The sequence below is a fragment of the Paraburkholderia sp. RL17-337-BIB-A genome, assembly GCF_046025895.1.
Classification (GTDB): Bacteria; Pseudomonadota; Gammaproteobacteria; order Burkholderiales; family Burkholderiaceae; genus Paraburkholderia; species Paraburkholderia fungorum_C.
The window spans coordinates 158,860-184,876 of the sequence record NZ_JARESY010000001.1 but is presented as its reverse complement, the minus strand read 5'-3'; the positions used below and the strand labels follow the sequence as shown (position 1 = coordinate 184,876).

The window sequence follows — 26,017 nt, the reverse complement described above, 5'->3', positions numbered from 1 at the left end:
ATCCTCGCCCTTCGCCGTTTGTGCCGTTCTCCGACGCCCGGACAACAGCCGATTTTCAACCGACGCGCCGCATCAGCAACGCATCACGAATTCTGGTCTTCCTCGCCGGCCAGGGTGGATCGGGCAACGCGCTCCACCGCAATACGTGCGGGCGTGACTTGCGCCGTGCTGGTGATCGCATTCGACAGCGTCCCTGCGCTGTTCGAATTCGAGCGCACCGGCGCGCTCATGGCGAAGAATGCGGCCGAAACCATCAGGAAAGTCTGGATGTTTCTAGTGTTCATGCGTGCTCCTTTTCTAACTGCCCTGCTGCCCTGAAGCCCCGCCGAATGCGGAGCGTTGCGCAGACATTGCTCGCAGGTGGGCTGTTAGACAGACATTTCCACTGCGGTTCCGCAGATTTGTAGCTTTTACAGCTTGTTACAGTGGATTGCGGCGCCGGACGCAATTCGGTGAAGTTCCGTGCTGGGACATCCCCTACGGGCTGCGGCGGGTTTTTACCAGTGCTACCATCACTTAAAACACGTCAATATGGCGACCCCGGCCCCAAGCATTCACAAGATGCCGCGGCCCAAAAAAGTTTTGGTGATCCCAAACCTGGTTGGAGGAGTACACATAATGAATGCCCCGCTAGACGCAGGTCAGCGAGCCTCGCTCGAAGCCGCGCTATCTTCCGTCACGCTCGACGACAAATACACCCTCGAACGCGGCCGCGCGTACATGAGCGGGATCCAGGCGCTGGTGCGTCTGCCGATGCTGCAGCAGCAACGCGACCAGGCCGCCGGGCTCAATACCGCCGGCTTCATTTCCGGTTACCGTGGATCGCCGCTTGGCGGACTCGACCAATCCTTGTGGAAGGCGAAACAGCATCTCGCCGCGCATCGCGTCGTGTTCCAACCCGGCGTCAACGAAGACCTCGCGGCGACCGCCGTGTGGGGTTCACAGCAGGTCAATCTGTACCCGAGCGCCAAGTACGATGGCGTGTTCTCGATGTGGTACGGCAAGGGCCCGGGCGTCGACCGCTCCGGCGACGTCTTCAAGCACGGCAATTCGGCTGGCTCGGCGCAACACGGCGGCGTTCTCGTGCTCGCCGGCGACGACCATGCCGCTAAATCCTCGACGCTCGCACACCAGTCGGAACACATCTTCAAGGCGTGTGGCCTGCCGGTACTGTTTCCATCGAACGTGCAGGAATATCTGGACTTCGGCCTGCATGGCTGGGCGATGAGCCGCTATTCCGGCCTGTGGGTGGCCATGAAGTGCGTGACCGACGTGGTCGAATCGTCGGCTTCGGTCGATATCGATCCGCATCGCACGAAAATCATTCTGCCCGACGACTTCGCGATGCCCGAAGGCGGGCTGAATATTCGCTGGCCGGATCCGCCGCTGGTGCAGGAGGCGCGTCTGCTCGACTACAAGTGGTACGCGGCGCTCGCCTATGTACGCGCGAACAAACTGGACCGCGTCGAAATCGATTCACCGCATGCGCGCTTTGGCATCATGACCGGCGGCAAGGCGTATCTCGATGTGCGTCAGGCACTCACCGATCTCGGTCTCGACGACGAAACCTGTTCGCGCATCGGCATCCGTCTGTATAAGGTCGGCTGTGTATGGCCGCTCGAGGCGCAAGGTGCGCAAGCGTTCGCGCGCGGTCTCGAGGAAATTCTGGTGGTTGAAGAAAAACGCCAGATCCTCGAATACGCGATCAAGGAAGAACTGTACAACTGGCCCGATGCGCAGCGTCCGCGCGTGTTCGGCAAGTTCGATGAAAAAGACGGTGCGGGCGGCGAATGGTCGGTGCCGATGGGCAACTGGCTGCTGCCGGCCCACTACGAGCTGTCGCCCGCGATCATCGCCAAGGCAATTGCCACGCGGCTAGACAAGTTCGACCTGCCGTCCGACGTACGTGCGCGAATTGCGACGCGCATCGCGGTAATCGAAGCGAAGGAAAAAGCCTTGGCGCGTCCGCGCGTCGAAGCCGAGCGCAAGCCGTGGTTCTGCTCGGGCTGCCCGCACAACACGTCGACCAATGTGCCAGAAGGTTCACGTGCAATGGCCGGTATCGGCTGCCACTACATGACCGTGTGGATGGACCGCAGCACCAGCACCTTCAGCCAGATGGGCGGCGAAGGCGTGGCGTGGATCGGTCAGGCGCCGTTCAGCAACGACAAGCACGTGTTCGCCAACCTCGGCGACGGCACTTACTTCCACTCGGGCCTGCTCGCGATTCGCGCGGCAATCGCGTCGAAGGCGAACATCACCTACAAGATTCTCTATAACGACGCGGTCGCGATGACGGGCGGCCAGCCGGTCGACGGCGTGCTGACCGTGCCGCAGATTACGCATCAACTCGCCGCCGAAGGCGCGACGAAGATCGTGATCGTCACCGATGAACCGGAGAAGTACGCCGCGAACGTCGGCCTCGCACCCGGCATCGACATTCACCATCGCGACAAGCTCGACGAAGTTCAGCGTCAGCTTCGCGAGATTTCCGGCACCACGATCCTGATCTATGACCAGACCTGTGCGACGGAGAAACGCCGCCGCAGGAAGCGCGGCACGTATCCGGATCCGGCGCGCCGTGTCGTGATCAACGAAGCGGTGTGCGAAGGCTGCGGCGATTGTTCGGTGAAGTCAAATTGCCTGTCCGTGGAACCGCTGGATACCGAGTACGGCACCAAACGCCAGATTAATCAGTCGACCTGCAACAAGGACTTCTCGTGCGTGAACGGGTTCTGCCCAAGCTTCGTATCCGTCGAAGGGGGTCAGTTGCGCAAGCCGAAGGCGGCTTCGGGCATCGTCGGTGACGCGATGCCGCCGGTGCCTGAACCCGAACTCCCATCGATTGCGCGCCCCTATGGGGTGCTGGTGACGGGCGTCGGCGGCACGGGCGTCGTAACGATCGGTGCCTTGCTCGGCATGGCCGCGCACCTGGAAAACAAGGGCGTCACGGTACTCGACGTCACCGGCCTCGCGCAAAAGGGCGGCGCCGTCATGAGTCACGTGCAGATCGCCCAGAACCCGGCCGACATTCACGCGACCCGCATCGCAATGGGCGAAGCAAGTCTCGTGATCGGCTGCGACGCGATCGTCACCGCCAGCGACGAATGCGTCTCGCGGATGCAGGTGGGCCGCACCCGTGTCGTGCTCAATAGCGCGCACACGCCGACCGCTGAACTCATCAAGAACCCGAACTGGCGCTTCCCAGGCAGCAGCACCGAAGCGGACGTGCGTGCTGGCGCGGGCGACGACGGCGTCGATATGGTCGACGCGAATCACTTCGCTGTGGCGCTGCTCGGCGATGCGATCTACACGAATCCGTTCGTGCTCGGCTACGCATGGCAACGCGGTTGGGTGCCGCTGACCTATCAGTCGCTGATGCGCGCAATCGAACTGAACAACGTGCAGATCGAAAAGAACCGTGCCGCATTCGAATGGGGCCGCCGCGCCGCGCATGATCTGGCTGCGGTGCGCAAGCTCGCGCAGTCGCAAGGACGCGGTGCCGCAGCAGAGACGGCGAGCAGCAAGATCATCTCGCTGCACACACCGAAGGCGCTCGACACGCTGATCGATAAACGCGCCGACTATCTTGCAGCATGGCAAAACGACGCGTATGCAAGGCGGTATCGGGATCTGGTGTCACAAGTGCGTGTGGCGGAGTCAGCGCTCGATTCGATCGACGGCCAGTTGCCGTTGACCGAAGTGGTCGCAAAGAACCTTCACAAGCTGATGGCTTACAAGGACGAGTACGAAGTCGCGCGACTCTACAGCGACCCGGCGTTTATCGAAAAGCTAAAGGCGAATTTCGAAGGCGACTGGAAGCTGCACATTCACCTCGCGCCGCCGACGTTCTCGAAGAAAGACGCGCAAGGCCATCTGGTGAAGAAGAAGTACGGGTCTTGGGTGTTCAGCGCCATGCACGTGCTCGCAAAACTCAAGTTCCTGCGCGGGACCGCGTTCGACGTGTTCGGCAAGACGGAGGAGCGTCGCACGGAGCGCGCGCTGATCGTCGAATACGAAGCACTGGTGCGTGAGCTGATCGGCGGGCTGACCGCGCAGAAGCGTGAACTGGCGATCGAACTGGCGAATCTGCCGGACGGCATCCGCGGCTACGGGCACGTGAAGGAAAATAATCTGAAGGGCGTGCGGGTCAAGTGGAACGGTTTGCTGACGCGCTGGCGCTCGCCGGAAACGGGAAAGACGCAGCACGCGGCATGATCTCGCCGGCTTGACCGGCGGGTATTGGCCTGAAATGGAAAAGGCGACTGTCCTCGCGGACAGTCGCCTTTTTTTGCCTGTTTCGACACGTGATGCGTGTGTACAAGAACAAGCGGTACTGCTCCTTCCAACAACACAACAACCAACCAAAAACAAACAACTACCAAACAGCAACTAAAACTACGAACTACTACTTCAATTACCAACTGCTACTTCAACTACCAACTGCTACTTCAACTACCAACTGCCACTTCAACCACCAACTGCCACTTCAACCACCAACTGCTACTTCAACCACCAACTGCCACTTCAACCACCAACTGCTACTTCAACTTCCAACTGCTACTTCAACTTCCAACTGCTACTTCAACCACCAACTGCTACTTCAACCACCAACTGCCACTTCAACCACCAACTGCTACTTCAACTTCCAACTGCTACTTCAACTTCCAACTGCTACTTCAACCACCAACTGCTACTTCAACCACCAACTGCTACTTCAACTTCCAACTGCTACTTCAACCACCAACTGCTACTTCAACCACCAACTGCTACTTCAACCACCAACTGCTACTTCAACCACCAACTGCTACTTCAACCACACACACTTACTGCCTTTACTGCAACCCATTGGTACTACTGTATTCACCATCAGAACTACTGCTACTGCCGCTACGAACTTCTCAACACCAGAGGAAGCGCAACATGTGGCACGATGCAAGGATTGACCAGCCGACTGTTCCGTTGCCATCGCGTTGTGCCGCGCTTCAGAAGTAACTTTACAAAAGTGTCACAGCAAATCGAATAGGAGCATTCTTAAAGCTCGCCTAGCTCACTAAGAATTTCTCAGACCGGCGGCCACCAGCATAAGAGCGCGGAAATAAAAAAACGCCACGGAATCAATTTCCGTGGCGTTCTCCTAGCTTTCCAGCGAACGCCGCAATGCAGCGCCGCTTCAATCATCAATCCAGCATTACTGCGCGTTCACCCGCTTGCGTGCATTCGCCGAAGCCACCGCCGTCATGTTGATGATCCGGCGCACGGTCGCAGCCGGCGTCAGGATGTGCACCGGCTTTTCGGCGCCCAGCAGGAACGGACCCACCGTCACGCCTTCGCCGCCGATCATCTTCAGCAGGTTGTACGTAATGTTCGCCGCTTCGACGTTCGGCATGATCAGCAGATTCGCTTCGCCGGTCAGCGTCGTGCCCGGGAACGCAGCCTTGCGGACTGCTTCCGACAACGCCGCGTCGCCATGCATCTCACCGTCGATCTCGAGCGTTGGCGCACGCTCGGCGATCAGCTTGCGAGCTGCGGCCATGCGTTGCGACGACGACGACGGCGCGCTGCCGAAGTTCGAATTCGACAGCAACGCAACCTTCGGCGTGATGCCGAACTTTTCGATTTCACGCGAAGCGAGCATCGTCATGTCAGCGAGCTGTTCAGCGGTCGGTGTTTCGTTCACGTACGTGTCGCAAATGAACAGATTGCGGCCCGGCAACATCAGCAGATTCATTGCAGCGAAGTTCTGCACGTTATCCGCCTTGCCCAGCACCTGCTCGATGAACTTCAGATGCGTGTGGTACTGGCCGATCATCCCGCAGATCATGCCGTCCGCTTCGCCGAGGCGCACGAGGATCGCGCCGATCAGCGTGTTGAACTTGCGCATCGCAGCCTTCGCGACGTCCGGCGTCACGCCTTCGCGCGCGCCGAGTTCGTGGTACGCCTGCCAGCATTGCTGATAGCGCGGATCGTCTTCCGGATCGACGACTTCGAAGTCTTCACCGCATTTCAACTTCGAGCCCATCTTTTTCAGACGCATCTCGATCACCGACGGACGGCCAACCAGAATCGGCTTGGCGATCTTTTCCAGCAGCACGAATTGCGCGGCGCGCAGCACGCGCTCGTCCTCACCTTCGGCGAACACGATGCGCGCCGGCTCCGACTTCGCAGCGGCGAACACCGGGCGCATCACCATGCCGGTGCGGTACACCGTCGTGCCGAGTTCTTCGCGGTACGCGTCCATATCCTTGATCGGACGGGTCGCGACGCCCGAATCCATCGCGGCTTGCGCGACAGCCGGCGCGATCTTGATGATCAGACGCGGATCGAACGGCTTCGGAATCAGGTATTCCGGGCCGAATTCGAGGGAGTGGCCTTCATACGCCTTCGCGACTTCATCGCCCTGGTCGGTTTCTTCGGCCAGTTCCGCAATCGCGCGCACGCACGCGAGCTTCATTTCTTCCGTGATCGTGGTTGCACCGACATCCAGCGCGCCGCGGAAGATGAATGGGAAGCACAGCACATTGTTGACCTGGTTCGGGTAGTCCGAACGGCCGGTCGCGATGATGCAGTCCGGGCGCACCTTCTTCGCTTCTTCCGGGCGGATTTCCGGTTCCGGATTCGCCAGCGCCAGAATCAGCGGCTGCGTGCCCATTTCGGCGACCATTTCCGGCTTCAGCACGCCGGCGCTCGAGCAGCCGAGGAACACGTCGGCGCCGCGGATCGCGTCAGCCAGCGTGCGTGCTTCGGTGTTTGCCGCGTAACGTTCTTTCGACGGATCGAGATTGCCGCGGCCTTCGTAGATCACGCCCTTCGAATCCGTGACCAGTACGTTCTTCTTCGACAAGCCAAGGTTCACCAGCAGATCCAGACACGCGATGGCCGCCGCGCCCGCGCCCGAACACACCAGCTTCACTTCGTCGAGCTTCTTGCCGACCACCTTCAGGCCGTTCAGGATCGCGGCCGAAGCGATGATCGCGGTGCCGTGCTGATCGTCGTGGAAGACGGGAATCTTCATGCGCTCGCGCAGCTTCTTTTCAATGTAGAAGCATTCCGGCGCCTTGATGTCTTCGAGGTTGATGCCGCCCAGAGTCGGCTCGAGCATCGCGATCGCTTCGACCAGCTTGTCCGGATCCGACTCGTTCAGTTCGATGTCGAACACGTCGATGCCGGCGAACTTCTTGAACAGGCAACCCTTGCCCTCCATCACCGGCTTCGCGGCGAGCGGGCCGATATTGCCGAGACCAAGCACGGCCGTACCGTTCGTGATCACGCCGACAAGGTTGCCGCGCGAGGTGTACTTCTGCGCGTCGAGCGGGTCGTCATAGATCGCCATGCAGGCCGCGGCGACACCCGGCGAGTAAGCAAGCGACAGGTCGAGCTGGTTCGACAGCGGCTTGGTGGGGGTGACCGAAATCTTGCCGGGCTTCGGAAACTGGTGATAGGCGAGAGCGCTTTGCTTAAGTTGTTCGTCCATTTTTTAGCCTGCGAGACGTAAGTAATTGGGCCCGGCACACTGCACCGTTAGCGGCGCTTCGCGTCTATCGAATGGATAATCGACTGCGGCGGTTTTCGCATGCGCCGGTTGGGCGCGGCGTCGAACCTCGGCGGAGGACAAGACGGTGCGGAGTGCTACGCGGGCCGATTAGTGTACACCCCGTACGTGTCGATGCACTGAGTGGTTAACATGGCCCATCATCGGCAAAACAAGGCCCGGCAATGCTGCAGCGCCGCATCCGGCGGCCATTCTGCTCACGGGCCTTGCATGCGTCATGCGCAGGTCAAGTAGGGGTCACGCGGGCGTCATTCGAGTTCGGCGCCGCGTCGTTCAGGGATCAGAAAGAGCGTCGCAAAGATGTCGAGCAGATAGATCGACGCGAGGAAGGCGAGCGCGGCGCCAAACGAATAGCGTGCGGCCAATGCACCCACGACCACCGGCCCGAAACCGCCGATCGCCCGCCCGATATTGAACAGGACGTTCTGCGCAGTGGCGCGTGCCGCGGTCGGATAAAGCTCGGAGATGAGTGCGCCGTAGCCGCCGATCATCCCGTTGACGAACACGCCCATCGCCGCGCCGCCGATGAGCAGCGCCATTGGCGTTGTCAGATGGGCATAGACGAAGACCATTGCCACCGCGCCCACCTGGTAGAACAGGAAGGTCGGCTTGCGGCCGAAACGGTCAGCGGCCACACCAAACAGCCAGATGCCGCACGCCATGCCGAGAACCGTCGTGGCAGTCCACACGCCGGACTTGGTCAGCGAATAACCGAAGGTCGTCGACAAATAGCTCGGAAGCCAGATCATCAGACCGTAATAACCGAAGTTCTGTACGGAACAGAGAATCGCGACACCGATGCTGGCGCGCGCGGTGCGTCTGTCGGCCACCAGCAATTTGAGCGGCAGTTTGCGCATCCCACGTGCGACGCGCTCGGTGAACAGCGCTGGCTCCTCGACGCGGCGTCGCACGAAAAACGACACCACGGCAGGCAGCAATCCAAGCGCGAACATGCCGCGCCAGCCGATCACCGGCAGTAGAAGCGGCGTCAGTAACGCGGCCGCCAGCACCCCGAGTTGCCATCCCAAGCCGACATACGACGACACGCGCGCCCGCTGCGACGCCGGCCACGCCTCGGCGACGAGCGTCATGCCGATGCCGAACTCGCCGCCCAGGCCAATGCCTGCGATGGTCCGATACGCCAGCAGATCGGTATAACCCTGCGCCAGCGCGCACAGTCCGGTGAAGACGGCGAAGATCAGAATGGTCCAGGTCAGCATCCGCACGCGGCCGAAATAATCGCTCAAGACGCCGAAAATCAGGCCACCCGCTACCGCGCCAATCAGCGTCCACGTGACGAGCGAACCGGCCTGCGCCGAGCTCAAATGCAGATCCACGGCAATAACCGGCAGCATGAAGCCGAGGATCAGCAGATCGAAGCCGTCCATCGCGTAACCGAGCACCGAAGCGATCAGCGCGCGGCCAGCATAGCCGCTTTGGGCAGGTTCACGGGTCTCGGCAGAAGTAGCGGCAGTCATTGAAAGCATTCCGTAGGGCATGAGGGCGGCAAACATGCAAGCCGCCCGGGAAATTCGCGTGAGTGTAAAGGCGCCCCAAGCCACTCACAAGCAAGCCAAAAAGCAGACTGGCAAGCCGCGCGGGAAGCAATCGCAATGCGGCCTCGGGCAGAGACCCTGCAAGCCTCGTTCAGCGGTGCCGTGCTAGCGGTCGTTCGCCTCCGACACCCACGACGGCCTCCTCGGGAGGACCATTTCGGGTAAAATGTCGGCCTACGCGCGTAGCAAAAACCGGCCTGTACTCCACTGACCGGTTGTGTATTTGCCTACCAAGGCGCCGCCCATCATGGCGCGGCATACCCCGCTTGCTGCGCCACCGGGCCCCGCGCCCGCTTCTCCTCGCTCACACCCAAGGATCCGCCCATGACAGGCTTCGATCGCCAGACGATCTCCGACACCACCGCCAAGATGCTGCTGGAAGTGCAAGCAGTGCACTTCAACGCGGAGAAACCGTACATTTTCACGTCCGGCTGGGCGAGCCCGGTTTATATCGACTGCCGCAAGCTGATCTCGTATCCGCGCGTGCGCCGCGGCCTGATGGAAATGGCGGAAACCACCATCCTGCGCGACGTCGGCTATGAACAGATCGACGCCGTGGCCGGTGGCGAAACCGCCGGCATCCCGTTCGCGGCATGGCTGTCTGACCGCCTGATGGTGCCGATGCAATATGTGCGCAAGAAGCCGAAGGGTTTCGGCCGTAACGCGCAGATCGAAGGTCTGCTGACCGAAGGGCAACGCGTACTGCTGGTCGAAGATCTGACCACGGACAGCCGCAGCAAGATCAATTTCATCAATGCGCTGCGCACCGCCGGCGCCACGGTGAACCACTGCTTCGTGCTGTTCCACTACAACATCTTCAAGGAAAGCGTGTCGGTGCTGAAAGACATCGACGTCGATCTGCACGCGCTTGCCACGTGGTGGGACGTGTTGCGCGTCGCCAAGGCAAACAACTACTTCGACAGCAAGACGCTCGACGAAGTGGAAAAATTCCTGCACGCGCCGGCCGAATGGTCGGCGGCACACGGCGGCGCCAACGCAACGCCGCAGTAAGCTGAACCGCTCAATTCGGATGGAATAAAAAAGGCCACCTGTCTCATTGAACTGCACCCCAAAAGTTGGACACCCGTCCAACGATTTGGGGTGCAGTTCAATGAGACAGGTGGCCTTTTTTCATTGCTCGTCCAGCCGGACGAGGGTACAACCGCGGTTAGGACGCGGTGCCGGTATCGTCGACCGAATGCGACGACAGATTCAGCAAGCCATTGCTCTGCGCGTACTGGAACAACTCGGAATCGCGATCAATGCCGAGCTTGCGCATTGCCGTGTTCTTCTGCGTGCTGATCGTCTTGATGCTGCGGTTAAGTTGCTCCGCGATCTCCTTGATCGTCATGCCGGACACGAACAGGCGCACAACCTCGAGCTCGCGCCGAGACAGCATCACTTCTTCGTTCTTGCCGCCGGCATTCATGCGCAGCGTATCGAGCGACGCCTTAACGGACGGGCTCATATATTCGAGGTTGCGACTGACGTGCTGCACCGCAAGCCCGATGTGGCTCAGATCGTCCGATTTGTTGACGACCGAGGTCACGCCGAGTTCGCTCAGCCGCTTGAGCAGCGCGGCGTTTTCCAGCATGGTCAGCACCACGATGGGAAGGTCGGGAAAATTGCGCCGCAGATAACCGATCAGCGGCAAACCATCGCCGTATTGACCGCCTGGCATGGCCAGATCCGTGACGAGTACATCGCACTCAACGGTCTGCAGCACCTTGACCAGTTCAGTTGACTGTCGCGCGCGCGACGACCTGCAGACCTGGAAACTTGAGCAAAGCCTGTTCGGCGCCGAACAGAATCACCGGATGGTCGTCAGCGACCACGACCCTGACTGGATCTTGCATTGCCCTCCCCTCGACAGATAAACCACTCTCCAAAACTTCTGACATGCCTTTCTATTCTTGGTACTTAGACTGATCGGGGCACGCGTCTGTGTTCGTGCGGACAATTCCTCCGACTATAGCCGATTTCACGCCGGCTCAGCCCGCCGTCGGCAACAATGATCCGCGGCAAACCTAATGTTAGACTTGATTCGACCTTGGGGCACAAAATAGGGACAATAATCTTCGCGAGGTCAACTGCCTCGCGCCCTGACAGGAGAACCGGCACATGCGCTCGCGTTGCCTGGTTGTTTCGCTTGCTTTGCCGTTCCGCCGTGTGCCGTTCCTCACCTGCGCGATGCTGGGTCTCGCGCTATTGGCGGCGCATAGCCCTGACGGGCTTGCCGAGAACGCGTTCACGCTAACCAGCGCAAGTTTCCATGCGGGCGGTACTGTGAATACCGCTCAGGTTTTCGATCAGGACGACTGCAAAGGCGGTAATCGCTCACCGCAATTAACGTGGCACGGCGCGCCGCCAGGCACGCGCAGCTTTGCCGTCACAGTGTTCGATCAGGATGCGCCCGGCCGCGGCTGGTGGCACTGGGCCGTTGCGGCCATTCCGGCCGCCGTCGACAGCTTGCCGGAGAATGCCAGCTCGTCCGGCTTCCTGAAGAAACTCGGCGCGGTCGAAGCGCGCAACGACTTCGATATCGACGGCTATGGTGGCCCCTGTCCGCCGCCGGGCAAACCTCACCGCTACGTCATCACCGTCTATGCGCTGAGCAGCGCGGATCTGCGCCTCGCGCAGGGACGCCCGGCACTCATGTTCGATCACGAAATCAGTACCGCCACACTCGGCAGCGCGCGAATGGTGGTCAACTACGGACGGTAGTGGCGTCCGTCAAAACCTGTCTCGAACGATATCGGCTGCGTGCCTGAGCGCGACTCACACCGCGCCTTGTGCGAGCCGCGGCGCGTTCCGCCGGCTCGACACGCCAGTTGGCGCACGGCTTGCGTTACATGGCGTCCGCAGCGGAATTGCTGTCATCCGCGCACGCTAATGTGCAACAGCGGGGCGTGGGCGATGCTTGTCGATGTCGCGTCGCCGCGTGCGCACTGTTGCCGTGCTTAACCCCTGCTTTTTTAATCTCGCCGGAGAATGCCATGTCGAAGATCGTCGTCGTTTATCACAGCGGCTACGGCCACACGAAGAAAGTCGCTGAGGCCGTGTTGGCCGGCACGCTCGAAGCAGGCGCGGACGCGAAGCTCATGCCGGTCGGCGAAATCGACGACGCGGCCTGGGCAGAACTGGCGGCTGCCGACGCCATCATCTTTGGCGCCCCGACTTACATGGGCGGGCCATCCGCCGACTTCAAGAAATTCGCCGACGCGAGTTCGAAACCGTGGTTCAGCCAGGCGTGGAAGGACAAGATCGCAGCCGGCTTCACCAATTCGGCGACCATGAACGGCGACAAGTTCTCGACGATTCAATACTTCGTCACACTGGCGATGCAACACAGCATGATCTGGGCTGGCACCGGCATGATGCCGTCGAACACCAAGGCGGCAACCCGCAACGACCTGAACTACGTGGGCGGCTTTACCGGCCTGCTGACGCAGTCCCCCGCGGATGCGTCGCCGGAAGAAGCGCCGCCCGCGGGCGATCTGGAAACAGCGCGCATGTTCGGCGTGCGTATCGCCGGCGTGACGGCGCGCTGGAACGCGGCGCCTCGATAGCGCACTGTCCGAGGGTTCGCGTCGGATAGCGGCCACGGCCCTGCCGCGTGCGCTCAAAGCAGATGGCGCGCCTTTCACGATGCGCGGCGCGGCTCTTGCCAAGCGCAGCTAATCTATGCGAAACCCGCTCGCATCGGCTCGCATCTGTCGTGTAACAGGTCATGCCAATGTCACTTTCGGCGCGCATCGTCGTTTTTTCACCCGGTTTTGCGCGCCCGCCCCCGTCAGGTCTTAAAATAGCGTTCCGGCGCGGTGTCGCGCCCCGTTTCCAGTAAGTCAGTGAGATCGAGATGAGCACGAAAGTTTTTGTCGACGGACAGGAAGGCACGACCGGCCTGAAGATTTTCGAATACCTGTCGCAACGCGCCGACGTGGAGATCCTGCGTATCGAAGAAGCGAAGCGCAAGGACCTCGAAGAGCGCCGTCGTCTCATCAATGCATCGGACGTCACGTTCTTATGCCTGCCGGACGTCGCCTCGCGCGAGTCGGCCTCGCTGGTCGAGAACGATCGCACCGTGCTGATCGATGCCAGCACCGCCTTCCGCACGTCCGCCGACTGGGCCTACGGCCTGCCCGAACTGGCGCGCTCGCAACGCGAGCGTCTGCGCACCGCGAAACGCATCGCCGTGCCCGGCTGCCATGCGTCGGCCTTCGTGCTCGCCATGCGTCCGCTCGTCGAAGCGGGGGTCGTAGCACCGGAGTTCGCGGCGCACGCTTATTCGATCACCGGTTATAGCGGCGGCGGCAAGAAGATGATTGCCGACTACGAAGCCGGCGGCAATGACAAGCTCAAGAGCCCGCGCCCGTACGCACTTGGCCTCACGCACAAGCATCTGCCGGAAATGGCAGCGCACACGGGCCTGAAATCGGCGCCGGTGTTCACGCCGATCGTCGGCGACTTCTACAAGGGCCTCGCGGTCACCACGTTCTTCTCGCCGAATCAGCTGGCCAAGAAAACCACGTTGCAAGACGTACAGGCGCTGTTCGCCGAGTACTACGCAGGCGAGGCTTTCGTGCACGTCGCGCCGTTCGATGCGGAAGCGAATCTCGACAGCGGCTTCTTCGACGTGCAAGCGAACAACGACACCAACCGTGTCGACCTGTTCGTATTCGGCAACGAAGAGCGCTTCGTGACCGTTGCGCGCCTCGATAACCTGGGCAAGGGTGCGTCGGGCGCCGCGATCCAGTGCATGAACCTCGCAATCGGCGCCGCCGAAGAAAGCGGCTTGAAACGCTGAGCCAGTTCCAGACGCTGACGGTAATTCGCCGTCAATCCGCCGAAAGCCGGTCTGCAAAGACCGGCTTTTTGTTTTAAAAGCCAGTCATCAGAATTCCCTTATTGCGCTTAATCAGTAGTAGCCCGCATTACTTAAAAAAAAGAAATTGGACTACTCATTAACCGACGGTAATTCATTCCTTAAATCGCCCCGTCCAGCATAGTTTTCCGCCCAGGGAAACTCCGGATTTTTTCGCGAACGGTCGTTCGAAGATGATAGAGCCGTTTTGCCGTAACGCTTGCCTGGCAAGGGCGTGCGGCGAAGCAACGATGCCGGCCCCCGAACCCAAAATTCCTTTTTTGTTTTAAAGGCCTCCCCAGCCCCACATGGCGTGCGTGCGGCAAAAATCGCCCTGTTTGAATCGGTCTTTTTAGACGGCTTATTCAATTGACAGGCATTAAACGCGCAGCGAAATTAGCTCGCACAAATACATGAAGGGAGACAGCAGCATGTCGCACGCCATTACAAGAGGCTTGGCAATGGCCATTGCCACGGCCCCATTCCTCATCGCCTGCGGCGGCGGCAAGGCCGACAATCCAGGCACGATCAGCTCGCCGCAATGCTCGGGATCGAGCTGCGGCGTGCAAGGTCCACCGCCGACAGGCTCGAGTACGAGCGCGCTGTGTCCCGCTACCGCCGACATCGTGAAGACCACGTTCCTGGGCGGAGCAGGTAGCGGCGAAGTGGTGCGGGTCAACATCGACGCGACCGCGATGACGTACACGCTGAAGTGGCTCGAGTCGCCAATTCCGTTGACGAGTGCCAGCGTCGAGGTGACGCGAGCCGGCACTCAGATCACAGGCGCGGTGATCCACCCGCCGACCGGCGCCTTGCCGACCGCGGAACAAATCCGTTGCGCATTCATCCTCGGGAAAGGCACCGGCACCGCGTCTGACGGCACCACTTATACGACGCCCGACTTCGTTGGCAATCCCAATCCGCCGATCATCCTCGTGGGCCAAGGCGTAGCCGGCGGCGGCATTCCGGGCGCGACAGTGGAATACGCCGGTGCCTTGGGATTAGGTATCGGTGCGGTGAACAAGCGCCACTTCGACTTTTATCCGTTCCTCGGCTTCGCCACTACCACGACCGACCTCACCAAACTGGCAGGTACTTACAACGGATTGCTCTATCACCTCTCACCAACGGCGAATTACGAAACCGTCGCCACCAATTCGGTCGAGACATTCGACGCCAGCGGTAACTGCACATCCTCCAGTTCCAGTGGATGCTTGACGACCGGCGCCGCACTGACGCCGAACAGCAACGGTTATTTCGATAGCGCGAACCCGCCGCAGATCGTCAATGGAGGCAATCCCGCTCCGCTCCGTACGGATAAATCCGGCACGGCTCACATGATTCTTGGTCAGGTTAACGGTGCCACGGTACCGCTGGTGGTCCGCACCGGCTTTGTCAACACGGACAACCTCCTGGCGTTAAAGGTCGACGACGAATCCGGCATCGCCATGCTCGCCGCGGCCACTCCGCTCGCATCTGGCGGCTTCGACGGCGGCTATGTCGGCGCGGATTCGAACTTCAAGTCCACCGCGACGTTGATCCAGGGCGGCGTGGGCACCTTCATCAATCCGTCGACTTCGGCCGCGGAAGACGGGTTCGGGCTGGCTTACGGTCTGCCGAGCCCTGGACTTGTCGGCGTCCAGCAAGCGAACGGCCAGACCGGTCTCGCGATCGCCTCAGGTGGCCTGTACGCGATCGAGATTCAGGGCACGGTCAACGGCGGTATCACGGCGACGTCGGCCAATGCGGACACGCCGAACGCCCCCTACTTCGGCATCGGTGCGCAGATCAGCAAGTAACCAACCAGGAAAACGAAGCAACAGCAGTTCGCACTACGAGACACAAATAGAGCAAATGGTGGCCGGACTGGGAGCCGGCCACACACAACGAGAAAATTCCGGAGGCGGTATGAAATGGAGAATCCTTTCGGTGCTCGCTCTTGCAGCACCGTTGCTGGGGGCGTGCGGTGGTGGTGGCGGCGGTGATGGACCGGTGACGGAGGTTCGCCTGTGCCCTTCGTCGCTCGACTACGGCACGGTGTTCACGGGTGGCGGCGGTGACGGCGAGCTGGTCAAGCTACAGATGGACACCACCAGGATGACGTGGCAAATCAGCTATATCGAATCGCCGATCCCGGCAACCACCGGCACCGTCGCGCCGACGCGCGCCGGCCAGACTGCAAGCGGCACACTGACCCAGGAAACGCTGTTGCCGACCAGCAAGCTGAACCAGTGCGCCTTCCGGCTGAACGGTGCAAGCCTTGATCCGAGCCGTCCGGCGCGGATTTTCGTCGGCGAAGGCGTGGCAGGCGGCACGATTCCGGGCGCGGAAATTTCCTTCGGTGGGGTTCTCGGCGTGGGCGCCGTGCCCGACACCACGTTCCCCTACTACCCGTTCATCGGTTTTTCGTCGATTGAAACGAACCTCGCGAACGTGGTCGGCACCTACAACCAGCTCGGCTATCACCAGGTCCCGTCGCAAAGCTTCGCGCCGGTCGCGGTCGACTCGAAGATCACGATCAACGCGGACGGGACATGGACCGAGTGCGACAACTCCGGCGTGAACGCGGGCAAGTGCCAGCAGCCAGGCACGAACTTCGTCGCGTCGAGCGACGGCAGCGGCGCGTTCGAAACCGACAAGTTCCTGGGCCAGGCCAAACCGACCCTCGCCACGACGCCGAAGGCTCGCGGCTACATGATCGTCGGCAAGCTGCGCAATCAGGTGGTGCCGATCCTGGTGCGGACCGGCGCGGCGAACTCGTCGGTGACGACGCCGGTGAATGGCGAACTCGGTCCGTACGCGGACGATGAATCGGGCATCTCGATTCTGGCGCCCCAGACCTCGATCGCGGTGAACTCGCAAAACGGTGAGTACATCGGCGTGGATAGCCAGTTCGACTATCGCAGCACCGCGCTCGAAGGCACGCAGGCCACGCTGCTGGATCCGTTCAATGCGTCGCAGGCATCGCTCGCGACCGCGCTGAATCTGGACTTCACGCAGACCGTGCCGGGCGTCGTGACGACGACGCAGGTGGGCGCCTCGACGGGCACCACCCCGACCGGAAAGATGATCTTCACGGGCGGCGTGTTCGGCTACCTCGATCTGACCAACGCGGCCTCGCCGTACTTCACGATCGGCGCCTTCGTCCAGTAATGGACGCAGCACGCGCCGCCGAAACGCAACGAGGCGTTCGCGTGCCGGCTGCTGCGCATAGTCATCGCGCGGCAGCCGGCGTCCATCGGGTATTTAGCGCACCGGCTGGGCAGCCAACCCGCCGTCGCTCGCCGCGCGCGCTAACGTAACGCGCGCCTCAGGAGGAACAACATGAAAAAACTCTATCTGGCGATATTGGCCGCTTGTCTGTCAGCCAGTGCGCATGCACAACAAGCGGGCGACAACGTCGCCGTGCTCGGCTGGTTCCACGTCATGCCGCAGGATTCAAGCACGCCGCTGACCACCAACGTCGCCCCGACACCGATCAATACGCCACTGCGTCTGCCGAGCTCGTTCACGTCCAGCGGCACAGGCTTGTCGACCAATAGCGCCAATACCGTCGGCCTCGTATTCAGCCACTACCTCACCGATCACATCGCCGTGACGACGGTGGCGGGCGTGCCGCCGGTCTTCAAGATCTATGGCCACGGCACCATCAAGCCGCCGGGACCGGCAGGGGCGCTCGGCCAGCAGGACCTCGGCGATCCGCAGGCCAATCCGATCGTGAAGAGCGTGCGCCAGTGGAGCCCGGCGCTGCTGTTCCAGTACTACTTCAATGCGCCCACGGCGAAGTTCAGGCCGTTTGTTGGCATCGGCGTGTCGTATAACTGGTTCTCCGACATTCAGCTAAGTCAGAACTTCGTCACGTCCACCCAGAACAATCTCGGCTCGGTGCTGGCTGCCGGTGCAGGCAAGCCTGGGCAGACGCAGGTGTCTGCGAAGGCCTCTTCGTCGTGGCAACCCGTGTTCAATGCGGGGTTGTCGTACAACATCACCGACCATTGGGGCCTGTTGGCATCGGTCACGTATATCCCGTTGAAGACGACCTCGTCGGTCATCATCAAGGCGGCGGACGGCACGGAACTAAGTGTCTCGAAGGCGGAGCTGAAGGCCGATCCGATCATTTCCTTCCTGGCCGTTTCGTATAGGTTCTGAATTCGGTGCAGACCCGACAAAGCCGGCTGGTCCTGGTCAGGGGCGAGTCGGCTTTGTCTTTTTAGCGCGGGCGGCGAGCAACGGTGGGTTAGCTGCCTGGGCGGCGCTGGATACTCGGTGGATATCGGCTGCTGAGCGATGACTGTGCGAAACAGTCAGCACGCGAACGGGAGGATGCCGGAAATTCAGGCAAAAAAAAGCCCGCCTAAGTTGGCGGGCTGAATCCATATCAGAGGAGACATGGAGGAGACAAGAAGAACTATAGCAAATGCTTTGGTGCGTCGCAACATGCAAATTAGGGTTGACCCTCACCGTTGTATAAACGCAACAATTTTTGCGCGGCGTTTTTGCGATTGGAGCCGGCCGTAGCCGGCCGCGGGCTCAGCGCCCCGCCCGCCGTGCCGCCACCTGTCCCAGCACAGCAAAATCTTTCTCGCCGTCGCCATGCGCCATCGCTTCGATCAGGCTGTCGCGCACCACGCTTGCGATCGGCAACGGCGTCGTGACCGCGTCAGCGGCCGCCAGCGCGAGGCGCAGGTCCTTCAATCCAAGACGCGCTTTGAACAGCGCCGGCTCGTAACGCTGCTCCGCGATCATCTTGCCGTAGCCCGCATAGACTGGCCCCGGAAACAGGCCGCTCGTGATGACGTCGAGGAAGTCCTGCATCGCGAGGCCGTGGCCGGTTACCAGTGTGGCCGCCTCGCCAAGCGTCTCGACGGCCGCGCCCAGCATGAAATTGGCCGCGAGCTTCATCACGTTCGCCTGTTGCGGCAGCGAACCGATACGCCACGTTTTCTGGCCGATGGCGTCGAAAATCGGCTGCACTTGGTCGATCGACTCCGCCGGCCCGCCCGCCACGATCGTCAGCTTGCCAGCGGCGGCGACGTCGGGCCGCCCCATCACCGGTGCGGCGACGTAATGGACGCCGCGCGAGGCATGCGCCGTCGCCAATTCCTCGGCCAGCGCCACCGAGATTGTCGCCATGTTCACGTGGATCAAGCCGCGCGGGGCGTGTTCCAGCAGCGACGCGGTGATGACTTCGCGCAGCGCGGTATCGTCGGCGAGCATCGAGAACACGGCCTCGCCCGCAAACGCTTCAGCCGGCGTCGCCACGACCCGCGCGCCGGCGTCGGCGAGCGACTGAGCGCGTTCCGGTGAGCGGTTCCACACGCGCACCTGATGCCCGGCTTTCAAAATGTTTGCAACCATCGCGGCACCCATCTCGCCGAGACCGATAAAACCGATGTCCATCTGTTACTCCGTCTTCTAAGGAACTGGAAGTAAAGCACACCCATGCGACACGTGCAGGACAGCGCGCAATTAAACCCGGTGCGATACTGTTGCGATGGTCACCGCGACATTCCGCTTCTACGAGGAGCTGAACGATTTTCTCGCCCGGCCCTTGCGCCGGCACGCGTTCAGCTACGCCTGCGCGCCCGGCGCAACCGCGAAACATATGATCGAAGTGCTTGGCGTGCCGCATACCGAGGTCGAGCTGATCCTGGTGAATGGCGAATCGGTCGGTTTCAATCATCTGCTGTCCGACGGCGATCGCATCGCCGTTTATCCGAAGTTTGAAGCGCTCGACATCCAGCCGCTGTTGCGCGTACGCGAACATCCGCTGCGCGTGGTGCGCTTCATTGCCGATGCGCATCTGGGTGGACTCGCCCCGCTGCTGCGGCTGGCCGGCTTCGACACACTCTACGACAACCACTATCCCGACGCGGATATCGAAGCGCTCGCGGCCGCACAACAACGCATCGTACTGACGCGCGATCGTGAGCTATTGAAACGCCGCTCCATCACGCATGGCTGCTACGTGCGTACGCTGCGTCCGCATGAGCAACTGCGCGAAGTGTTTGAACGGCTCGATCTGGCCGGCAGCGCGCAGCCGTTCCGTTTGTGTCTGATGTGCAATGCGCCGCTGCGGCGTATCGCCAAAGCTGAAGTTGGTGATCGGGCGCCCGATGGCGTGCTGGAACGACACCACCAGTTCGTCACCTGCGACGTGTGCCGGCGCGTGTTCTGGGAAGGCACGCACTGGCAACGAATGCGTGCGCTGATGGACAGCGTGGCCGGCGCGCCGGAGCGTCACGCTTGAACACCTGCTCGATCCCGCAGACTTCGCGCGGCCCGCACTCCGCTCCAACGCCGCTCGAGTGCGGAATCGCCGCGGCTCGCTCGACGCGCGGCGCGATGCGTACAATGCGGGATCACTTATCTGGCAGAGGCCTTCCGTATGGCGATGAAAAAGACCGACCTTGAAAAAAACAAGGCACTCAAGCTGAACAACGCAATGAAACTGTCGACCGCAGACCGCTTCGGCAAAGCCGCAGCCGCCGAGCCGAAGCTCGATCGCCGCGAACAGCGCAAGCTCGACCAGGCGCAAGGCCTCGTCGCGTTCGCCTGCAAGCTGAATGGCGACCTGGTCACTGAACTGAAAGAACGGGCCGCCACACATCCGGAAGGCATGACCGGACTGCTGAACGAGGTCATCAAGCGCGGCCTCGCGGGCTAAACGCCGCAAAAACCGCTGTTCAACGCAAAAAGGCCAGAGCATGAGCTCTGGCCTTTTTGCTGCCGGCACTTAACAGGCACTACGTTGCACTCGCCGGCTAGCGGCGCGCAGAAGAGAACCGGCCGGATTCGCCCGACGCAACCAGGCGTGAGCTTAGTTTTGCGTGCCCTTGTCGTTCGTGCCTGCAGCCGAAGCAGCCGACGAAACGTGAGCGCGCTTGCCGTGCGTGCTCAGCTTCTTGATGTGGTGCTTCTTCGGCGTGCTAGCAGCAGCGGCCGGCGCTGCTGCGTCCGATGCCTGTGCGAAAGCTTGAACGGAGACCAGCGCGATCGAAGCGGCTGCGAGCGAGACGATAAATTTTTTCATGTGTTGTTCCCCAAACCTGGACGACTGAGTCAATGTGAATGAAATAGCTGCACGGTGAAGCAGACAGGGCTTGAGGCGCCTTACCGCTCCCCGCGGGAGAGTATTACGCAGTGTAGGCGGTTTGTCATGCCCAAAACTCGATATGTATTTTCCGGGAGACAGCTTGCTTTCGTGATGCTTTCACTCATTAGCAGAGCGTATTAGGGAGATTACCTAGTAGCGCTTGCAGAGCAGATTTCGCAGCGGACTGGCGCGCTCCTGGAGAGTCGGCAGTGCCCCGATGCAGCGCGGCATTCGCCGACTCCTGGCCGATCGGCATGCTCACGCTGATCGCCGCCACGACCGCGCCATGCCGGTCACGCAACGGCACCGCGACACCACGCATGCCCAAACTTCGTCGAATGCCTCGATGATCGCCAGCGCCTTCGCGGCGCCGGCGATCCAGTCTTTCTCGTCCATTGCGTCTGCCCGAAAGCCGGCCTGCCCGGTGGGTCAGTCGTGTCTCGAGCCGTCCGGCCATGGCGCGATTATCGCGCGAGTGGCTCGCCGTGCAACCGGCTGGATTGTGGCGGCGTATCCGGCGCGTGCGCGCGCGGATAAAATCGGCGCCTGGCCCTGCACGCCTTGTTAGAACAACCGAATTCGAAAAACTGCCTTTGAGACCTGATACACGCCAACACCTGCGCGCCAATCTGCTGATGCTGATCGCGGCCATGATCTGGGGCTCCGCGTTCGTCGCGCAACGCCTGAGCCTCGATGCGATCGGACCGTTTCTGTTTACCGGACTGCGTTTCCTGCTCGGCGCGCTGGTCGTGCTGGCAATGATCGTCTGCGCGCGGCGCTCCGCGCGTGCGGAATTGTCGAAGCGCGAACCCGGCGGCGCACGCGAGCTGTTCGGCGCGGGTGTGCTGCTCGGCTTGGTGCTGGCTGCGTCGATTTCGTTGCAACAGATCGGCCTGCAATACACGAAGGTCGCCAACGCCGGCTTCATTAGTTCGTTGTACGTGGTGATTGCGCCGCTGCTAGGCGTGCTGTTTCGGCATCGAACCGGATTCGGCACTTGGCTCGGTGCGACGCTCGCTGCGCTCGGCATGTACTTTCTGAGCGTCAACGAGCACTTCTCGATCCTGTACGGCGACTGGTATCAGCTTGCCGGCGCGTTAGTGATTTCCGTACAGATGATGCTGGTCGGGCGTTTCGCGCTGCGGCATGACCCACTGATGCTGGCGCTCGTGCAATTCGTGACTTGCGGGCTCGCATGTCTGGTCGTCGGCCTCGCGATCGAGCCAGTCAGTCTGGTGGTGATCGAGCGTGCCGCGCCGACTATTTTGTATGGCGGTGCGTTGTCCGTGGGCATCGCTTATACGATTCAGGTGGTCGCGCAAAAGCATGCGACGCCGTCCCATGCCGCCGTGATCTTCAGTATGGAAGGCGTTTTCGCCGCGCTCGCCGGATGGCTCGTGCTCGGCGAAACACTATCGGCGCGCGCGCTATTCGGTTGCACGCTGATGCTCGCGGGTTTGATCGTGTGCCAGGTGATGCCCGCCTGGCGACGCGCAAGCGAGCGTTCGCCTCACGCCTCGTGAGGGTTTAGCCAATCGCCCCATTCCACGCCGAACCGTGCGAGATATTTGCGCAAGCGGTCGGCATCGTTCGGCTGCTTCGTGGCTTGCCGCGATACCGCAAATAGCGTGCGCCCCGCTTCCGACAGACTCGCCGACGCCTCGCACACCTCCAGCACACGCCGCAGTTGCAAGCGATCGAACAGGTCGTACTCGTCGACACGCACGCCGAGGGTGCGTGACACTATGTCGGCGTCGGCATCTCCGAGCGGAGGTGTCCATGTCCGCTGCAGACGCTCGATCTCCTGAAGGGCGTTGTCTTCCGTGATGCGCCCGGCGTCGGCCAGGGTCGCCATCCGCGTCACCGAGGCCGATAACTCGCGGAAATTACCCGTCCACGTGGCCTTCGCGGACGTGGCGAACGCCAGATAACGGCGCCGTGCTTCGACGTTGAAACGCACCAGCTCACCCTGCTCGCGCCCGAAGCGATCCAGTGATGGCAGCGCAGCACAGTCTCGTCGAGGTGGTACACCCGCTGCGGCAGGTGGTGTGCGTGAAAGGGGTAGCGCGGGGGCAGCGGCAAAGCGCGGGGCGATCGTTCGGCGATCTGCGCCGGGGGCGCGCTGGATGACTGCTTACGCAAGGCGATTCGCGTAAAGCACGCAGTCATCATTTCCCGACAGCACGGCGGCCGCTTGACGGCGGCGTCCGCCGTCAAGCGGCGCGCGGATACGCAAACAGTTTGGGGGTATCGGCAGTGGGTGGAAACACACACCAGCAGCCGTCGTCATGACGAAAGAAAAAGAGACCGCGTGACCCGGCTTCGAGAGAAGTCTCCACGCGCACATAACGCCTTCCGCCCAGACGGGTGCGGCTGAATTCGGTGACGTGAACCGGAACCGAAGGGCCCGGCGCCAGCCATTTCTCCACCAGGAAACGCAGCGACTGCTCGCTAGCTTCTCTCATGATCCGCTCCGGACCGGCTTGTCGTGATGCGTGTCGCGTGCGGCTTCGTTGCTTTCGTCACTTCCGGAACCCTCCTCGTAATGCTCAGAGGATGCGAGCGATATGGCCCGGTTAGTGGCCGCCGCCCGCAGCGTCGTGCAGTGGCTGGCGTGCCTGAGATCCGAGAGAAGACGGACTAGCTGTCGTGCTGTTCTGCGTTTCATTACTCACCCCCGCACTGCACCAATAACTTCAGAAAACACTTTAACTCTATGCCTGGATAGGGCGTTGCTGAAATGGTTTTGACAAAATAGCAACAGTTGCGCTTGCAAAAACAGAGACGCAATCTTTGTACCTTCCGACTTCAATGTGCGCGCCTTGAGGAGTCCCGGTCTGTACGGTGGCGAGCGGATGGCGTCGACGAAAAAGCCAAGCCGCCGCTTGGCGCAATGCGACCGGATACGCAAGTTATCCACAATTACCTATGAATAACTTCGGGATAGCGCATCGGACAGCCTGTGCGCGGAATCTTGATAAGGCGCGGCCGCGGACAAGTCCCGTCAAAGTTATCCCAGCTTTGCAGTTTTTCTACAGAGATGTTCCGCTAGGTTATGGGTTTCGCATCACCTTGATGTAACGGCGAATTTGAGAGTTATCCACAGACGGGGTTAACCCTTGTTAACTATTACTACATATATATACGTATGAAGTAAAAGACATAGGATAAGTACCGCAGCGTGATGAGATCAAAGGCTGATCAGGTCTTGACCGGCCCGAATCCGCAATATCAACGGATGCATCAAGGCGCTACGCCCGCTCCGCTTGCAGGTTGCACAGAAGCAGCCTTGTCGATTGCATCCGGCATTTCGGGAACAGGCGTGGGAATCGTCGCTTCGACCGGCACGGGCAACATGCGGGTCTCAATGCGGCTGTTTGCAACCGGCTGCGTGCGCACCACGGTTTGTAAATAATGATCGACGAGACCGAAAAAGCGGTCGTAGAACTTGCCCGACGGGATCGTCTCGCTCGAAATCTTGACCATCGCATCGCTGTTCGAGCGGATCGGTAGCGACAGTGAACCGAGCACGCTCAGTCCCACACTCGCCGAGGTATCGCTTTTCTTCAGCGCAAAGCCGTTCTGCACAGCGTTGACGTAAACGATGCTCGTATCGCTCGCCTCTTCGCCCGGCGTACACACCACATGAAACTCGACGACGATGTGCGTATCGCCGGTCGGCTGGAAATTTTTCGTTCCGTCTACCGTATCAGTGCGCGTCATCGTCGTCAGATAGCCCTGACTCAGCAGCGCGCGGCGCGCGGCCTCGCAGGTATCGGTGGTGTTCGAGTTGAAATTTCGTGCGTAAGGACTCGCGCCCGTTTCGAACAATTCCTGCTGGAATTTCGGCTGCGGGGCGCTGCTACAGGCGGCGAGTGTCAGCAGGCCGAGCAGCGCAGCGGCAATGGCAGTGGCCTTGGAAAACGAGGTAAGCATGGTCGATCGGAAGAGGCGCGGCGTGAGCTCGAATGGGAATGCATTGTAGAGCGGTTGCCCACTGTGCGTAAAAGACGCGCAGCGCACGCCCCGCGCCGCCTTACGCGGCGTGACGAGTCATCTCCGGGGCTTCAGCGAGAAAGCGCTACAGAGACTCAACAAGAGGAAGGAAGCTTTAATTTAGTGCGGCGTTGCGGGCGAGGCGTTTGATAGCGCCGCGGCGCCCCTCACTGCGGGACTATTGACGGCAGGTATCGTGAAAGCGTTGGCCCAATTATCCGGCGCCGCGCAGCGATCGGCCTCGCACATACTGGCTTGCGCGTCCGGACGCGATGCGACGTCCTGTGGAGCAGCGACGCCGGCGAAATCTTCGATGCGCAAGCTCACCTTCTTCGCGTATGCCTGTGATCCGCCATAACTCTTGAGCGCGGCGTTCATGTCGCCGTTTGCTGAGCGCATATAGCCGTACAGGATCGCCGAGCCGACCTCGATGTTAGTGGTCGGCTCCGTGAGGTCCTTGACGTTCCTCAGCAGCCCGCGATGAGCCCCCGGCACCACCTGCATCAGCCCGGTCGCGCCATTGGCACCCTTGGCCTTTTCCCTGAAGCGGGATTCGATCGAGATGATCGCCAGCAGCAGGGACGGCGGTAGTGAATATTTCGAAGCGGCGGACTGCACCGCGTCCGAAATCTTTTGAGCTTGTTCCTTTGCCAGCCCGAATTTCTGCGTCAGATACGCGGACATACGGTCATTGTTTTCGTCCGCCGTCGCGGCTTGCATCAGGCCGAGCGAAAGCACGATCAGGCAAAGTAACCGGCTCATAACTGAGGACGGGGAAGGAAAGGGATTGACGCATTATAGCTCTGCCCCCAAAAGGTGCACCAAACGGCCGAAATTCCTCAGAGGAAAGCCCACCAGCTGGTGATTTCCGAGCGCTTCACGTGTCGCGTTACACGTAGAGGTGCAGCACGTTCTTCCGCGTGTGAAAAACAGGGCGTTGCGGAAGAACACTC

General features: G+C 61.0%; 20 protein-coding genes and 3 pseudogenes. 12 read left to right on the top strand and 11 right to left on the bottom strand.

Going from position 1 to position 26,017, the window contains the following annotated elements; all coding sequences use genetic code 11:
* Positions 1-83 precede the first annotated feature (83 nt).
* On the bottom strand, positions 84-284 hold the full coding sequence (locus P0D84_RS00830; protein WP_408331674.1) for a hypothetical protein: 201 nt from the start codon (positions 282-284) through the stop codon (positions 84-86).
* A gap of 334 nt (positions 285-618) precedes the next feature.
* Here P0D84_RS00830 and P0D84_RS00825 point away from each other — a divergent pair, with 334 nt between their 5' ends.
* Both P0D84_RS00825 and P0D84_RS00820 read left to right on the top strand, forming a co-directional pair.
* A complete protein-coding gene (locus P0D84_RS00825; RefSeq protein WP_408331672.1) occupies positions 619-4,218 on the top strand; it encodes an indolepyruvate ferredoxin oxidoreductase family protein in 3,600 nt (1,199 codons plus the stop codon).
* 98 nt (positions 4,219-4,316) lie between these two features.
* Complete coding sequence (locus P0D84_RS00820) at positions 4,317-4,946, top strand: hypothetical protein (protein ID WP_408331670.1); 630 nt, start codon at positions 4,317-4,319, stop codon at positions 4,944-4,946.
* A gap of 245 nt (positions 4,947-5,191) precedes the next feature.
* On the opposite strand, the gene P0D84_RS00815 is transcribed toward P0D84_RS00820, so the two are convergent.
* A complete protein-coding gene (locus P0D84_RS00815) occupies positions 5,192-7,474 on the bottom strand; it encodes an NADP-dependent malic enzyme (protein WP_408331668.1) in 2,283 nt (760 codons plus the stop codon).
* A gap of 326 nt (positions 7,475-7,800) precedes the next feature.
* Positions 7,801-9,030, bottom strand: coding sequence for an MFS transporter (locus P0D84_RS00810; protein WP_408331666.1), 1,230 nt, complete (start codon positions 9,028-9,030; stop codon positions 7,801-7,803).
* A gap of 402 nt (positions 9,031-9,432) precedes the next feature.
* On the opposite strand from P0D84_RS00810, the gene P0D84_RS00805 reads away from it, so the two are divergent.
* Positions 9,433-10,119: an orotate phosphoribosyltransferase gene (locus P0D84_RS00805; protein ID WP_408331664.1), complete on the top strand. Its 687-nt coding sequence runs from the start codon at positions 9,433-9,435 to the stop codon at positions 10,117-10,119.
* A 157-nt stretch (positions 10,120-10,276) separates the two neighbouring features.
* Here P0D84_RS00805 and P0D84_RS00800 read toward each other — a convergent pair.
* Positions 10,277-10,964, bottom strand: a pseudogene (locus P0D84_RS00800) (response regulator).
* A gap of 265 nt (positions 10,965-11,229) precedes the next feature.
* Here P0D84_RS00800 and P0D84_RS00795 point away from each other — a divergent pair.
* From P0D84_RS00795 to P0D84_RS00770, 6 genes are all read left to right on the top strand, one after another.
* Positions 11,230-11,832, top strand: a complete 603-nt coding sequence (locus P0D84_RS00795; protein WP_408331662.1) for a YbhB/YbcL family Raf kinase inhibitor-like protein — start codon at positions 11,230-11,232, stop codon at positions 11,830-11,832.
* Positions 11,833-12,104: 272 nt separating this feature from the next.
* Complete coding sequence (locus P0D84_RS00790; protein ID WP_408331660.1) at positions 12,105-12,677, top strand: flavodoxin family protein; 573 nt, start codon at positions 12,105-12,107, stop codon at positions 12,675-12,677.
* Positions 12,678-12,967: 290 nt separating this feature from the next.
* Positions 12,968-13,915 carry an N-acetyl-gamma-glutamyl-phosphate reductase gene (argC, locus tag P0D84_RS00785; protein ID WP_408331657.1) on the top strand — a complete coding sequence of 316 codons (948 nt, stop codon included), beginning with the start codon at positions 12,968-12,970 and terminating at the stop codon, positions 13,913-13,915.
* A 488-nt stretch (positions 13,916-14,403) separates the two neighbouring features.
* A complete protein-coding gene (locus P0D84_RS00780) occupies positions 14,404-15,771 on the top strand; it encodes a DUF2957 domain-containing protein (protein WP_408331655.1) in 1,368 nt (455 codons plus the stop codon).
* A gap of 109 nt (positions 15,772-15,880) precedes the next feature.
* On the top strand, positions 15,881-17,125 hold the full coding sequence (locus P0D84_RS00775; protein WP_408331653.1) for a DUF2957 domain-containing protein: 1,245 nt from the start codon (positions 15,881-15,883) through the stop codon (positions 17,123-17,125).
* Positions 17,126-17,296: 171 nt separating this feature from the next.
* The gene (locus tag P0D84_RS00770) at positions 17,297-18,121 is read left to right on the top strand and encodes an OmpW/AlkL family protein (RefSeq protein ID WP_408331651.1); all 825 of its coding nucleotides are present in this window, start codon (positions 17,297-17,299) and stop codon (positions 18,119-18,121) included.
* Between the two features lie 381 nt (positions 18,122-18,502).
* On the opposite strand, the gene P0D84_RS00765 is transcribed toward P0D84_RS00770, so the two are convergent.
* Positions 18,503-19,372, bottom strand: a complete 870-nt coding sequence (locus P0D84_RS00765) for an NAD(P)-dependent oxidoreductase (RefSeq protein ID WP_408331649.1) — start codon at positions 19,370-19,372, stop codon at positions 18,503-18,505.
* A 94-nt stretch (positions 19,373-19,466) separates the two neighbouring features.
* On the opposite strand from P0D84_RS00765, the gene P0D84_RS00760 reads away from it, so the two are divergent.
* On the top strand, positions 19,467-20,222 hold the full coding sequence (locus P0D84_RS00760; RefSeq protein WP_408331647.1) for a Mut7-C RNAse domain-containing protein: 756 nt from the start codon (positions 19,467-19,469) through the stop codon (positions 20,220-20,222).
* Between the two features lie 138 nt (positions 20,223-20,360).
* On the top strand, positions 20,361-20,639 hold the full coding sequence (locus tag P0D84_RS00755; protein ID WP_012434605.1) for a hypothetical protein: 279 nt from the start codon (positions 20,361-20,363) through the stop codon (positions 20,637-20,639).
* Between the two features lie 153 nt (positions 20,640-20,792).
* Here P0D84_RS00755 and P0D84_RS00750 read toward each other — a convergent pair whose 3' ends face one another.
* Positions 20,793-21,005, bottom strand: coding sequence for a hypothetical protein (locus P0D84_RS00750; RefSeq protein WP_408331645.1), 213 nt, complete (start codon positions 21,003-21,005; stop codon positions 20,793-20,795).
* 213 nt (positions 21,006-21,218) lie between these two features.
* Positions 21,219-21,396, bottom strand: a pseudogene (locus P0D84_RS00745) (IclR family transcriptional regulator domain-containing protein); the annotation flags it as partial.
* 265 nt (positions 21,397-21,661) lie between these two features.
* Between P0D84_RS00745 and P0D84_RS00740 the strand changes: the two are divergent.
* The gene (locus P0D84_RS00740) at positions 21,662-22,591 is read left to right on the top strand and encodes a DMT family transporter (protein WP_408331644.1); all 930 of its coding nucleotides are present in this window, start codon (positions 21,662-21,664) and stop codon (positions 22,589-22,591) included.
* Here P0D84_RS00740 and P0D84_RS00735 read toward each other — a convergent pair.
* From P0D84_RS00735 to P0D84_RS00720, 4 genes and pseudogenes are all read right to left on the bottom strand, one after another.
* Positions 22,579-23,061, bottom strand: a pseudogene (locus P0D84_RS00735) (sigma 54-dependent transcriptional regulator); the annotation flags it as partial. The gene P0D84_RS00740 and the pseudogene P0D84_RS00735 sit on opposite strands and share 13 nt — an antisense overlap.
* Positions 23,062-23,281: 220 nt before the next feature.
* On the bottom strand, positions 23,282-23,533 hold the full coding sequence (locus P0D84_RS00730) for a hypothetical protein (protein ID WP_408331642.1): 252 nt from the start codon (positions 23,531-23,533) through the stop codon (positions 23,282-23,284).
* 778 nt (positions 23,534-24,311) lie between these two features.
* Entirely contained in the window at positions 24,312-25,004 is a 693-nt protein-coding gene (locus tag P0D84_RS00725; RefSeq protein ID WP_408331640.1) for a DUF2242 domain-containing protein, read from the bottom strand.
* A 180-nt stretch (positions 25,005-25,184) separates the two neighbouring features.
* Positions 25,185-25,826, bottom strand: coding sequence for a lytic transglycosylase domain-containing protein (locus P0D84_RS00720; RefSeq protein WP_408331638.1), 642 nt, complete (start codon positions 25,824-25,826; stop codon positions 25,185-25,187).
* Between the last annotated feature and the right edge of the window lie 191 nt (positions 25,827-26,017).

Coding starts and splice junctions, on each gene's coding strand:
- P0D84_RS00830 (WP_408331674.1), bottom strand. CDS start 284: ATGAACACTAGAAACATCCAGACTTTCCTGATGGTTTCGGCCGCATTC.
- P0D84_RS00825 (WP_408331672.1), top strand. CDS start 619: ATGAATGCCCCGCTAGACGCAGGTCAGCGAGCCTCGCTCGAAGCCGCG.
- P0D84_RS00815 (WP_408331668.1), bottom strand. CDS start 7,474: ATGGACGAACAACTTAAGCAAAGCGCTCTCGCCTATCACCAGTTTCCG.
- P0D84_RS00810 (WP_408331666.1), bottom strand. CDS start 9,030: ATGACTGCCGCTACTTCTGCCGAGACCCGTGAACCTGCCCAAAGCGGC.
- P0D84_RS00805 (WP_408331664.1), top strand. CDS start 9,433: ATGACAGGCTTCGATCGCCAGACGATCTCCGACACCACCGCCAAGATG.
- P0D84_RS00795 (WP_408331662.1), top strand. CDS start 11,230: ATGCGCTCGCGTTGCCTGGTTGTTTCGCTTGCTTTGCCGTTCCGCCGT.
- P0D84_RS00790 (WP_408331660.1), top strand. CDS start 12,105: ATGTCGAAGATCGTCGTCGTTTATCACAGCGGCTACGGCCACACGAAG.
- argC (WP_408331657.1), top strand. CDS start 12,968: ATGAGCACGAAAGTTTTTGTCGACGGACAGGAAGGCACGACCGGCCTG.
- P0D84_RS00780 (WP_408331655.1), top strand. CDS start 14,404: ATGTCGCACGCCATTACAAGAGGCTTGGCAATGGCCATTGCCACGGCC.
- P0D84_RS00775 (WP_408331653.1), top strand. CDS start 15,881: ATGAAATGGAGAATCCTTTCGGTGCTCGCTCTTGCAGCACCGTTGCTG.
- P0D84_RS00770 (WP_408331651.1), top strand. CDS start 17,297: ATGAAAAAACTCTATCTGGCGATATTGGCCGCTTGTCTGTCAGCCAGT.
- P0D84_RS00765 (WP_408331649.1), bottom strand. CDS start 19,372: ATGGACATCGGTTTTATCGGTCTCGGCGAGATGGGTGCCGCGATGGTT.
- P0D84_RS00760 (WP_408331647.1), top strand. CDS start 19,467: ATGGTCACCGCGACATTCCGCTTCTACGAGGAGCTGAACGATTTTCTC.
- P0D84_RS00755 (WP_012434605.1), top strand. CDS start 20,361: ATGGCGATGAAAAAGACCGACCTTGAAAAAAACAAGGCACTCAAGCTG.
- P0D84_RS00750 (WP_408331645.1), bottom strand. CDS start 21,005: ATGAAAAAATTTATCGTCTCGCTCGCAGCCGCTTCGATCGCGCTGGTC.
- P0D84_RS00730 (WP_408331642.1), bottom strand. CDS start 23,533: ATGAGAGAAGCTAGCGAGCAGTCGCTGCGTTTCCTGGTGGAGAAATGG.
- P0D84_RS00725 (WP_408331640.1), bottom strand. CDS start 25,004: ATGCTTACCTCGTTTTCCAAGGCCACTGCCATTGCCGCTGCGCTGCTC.
- P0D84_RS00720 (WP_408331638.1), bottom strand. CDS start 25,826: ATGAGCCGGTTACTTTGCCTGATCGTGCTTTCGCTCGGCCTGATGCAA.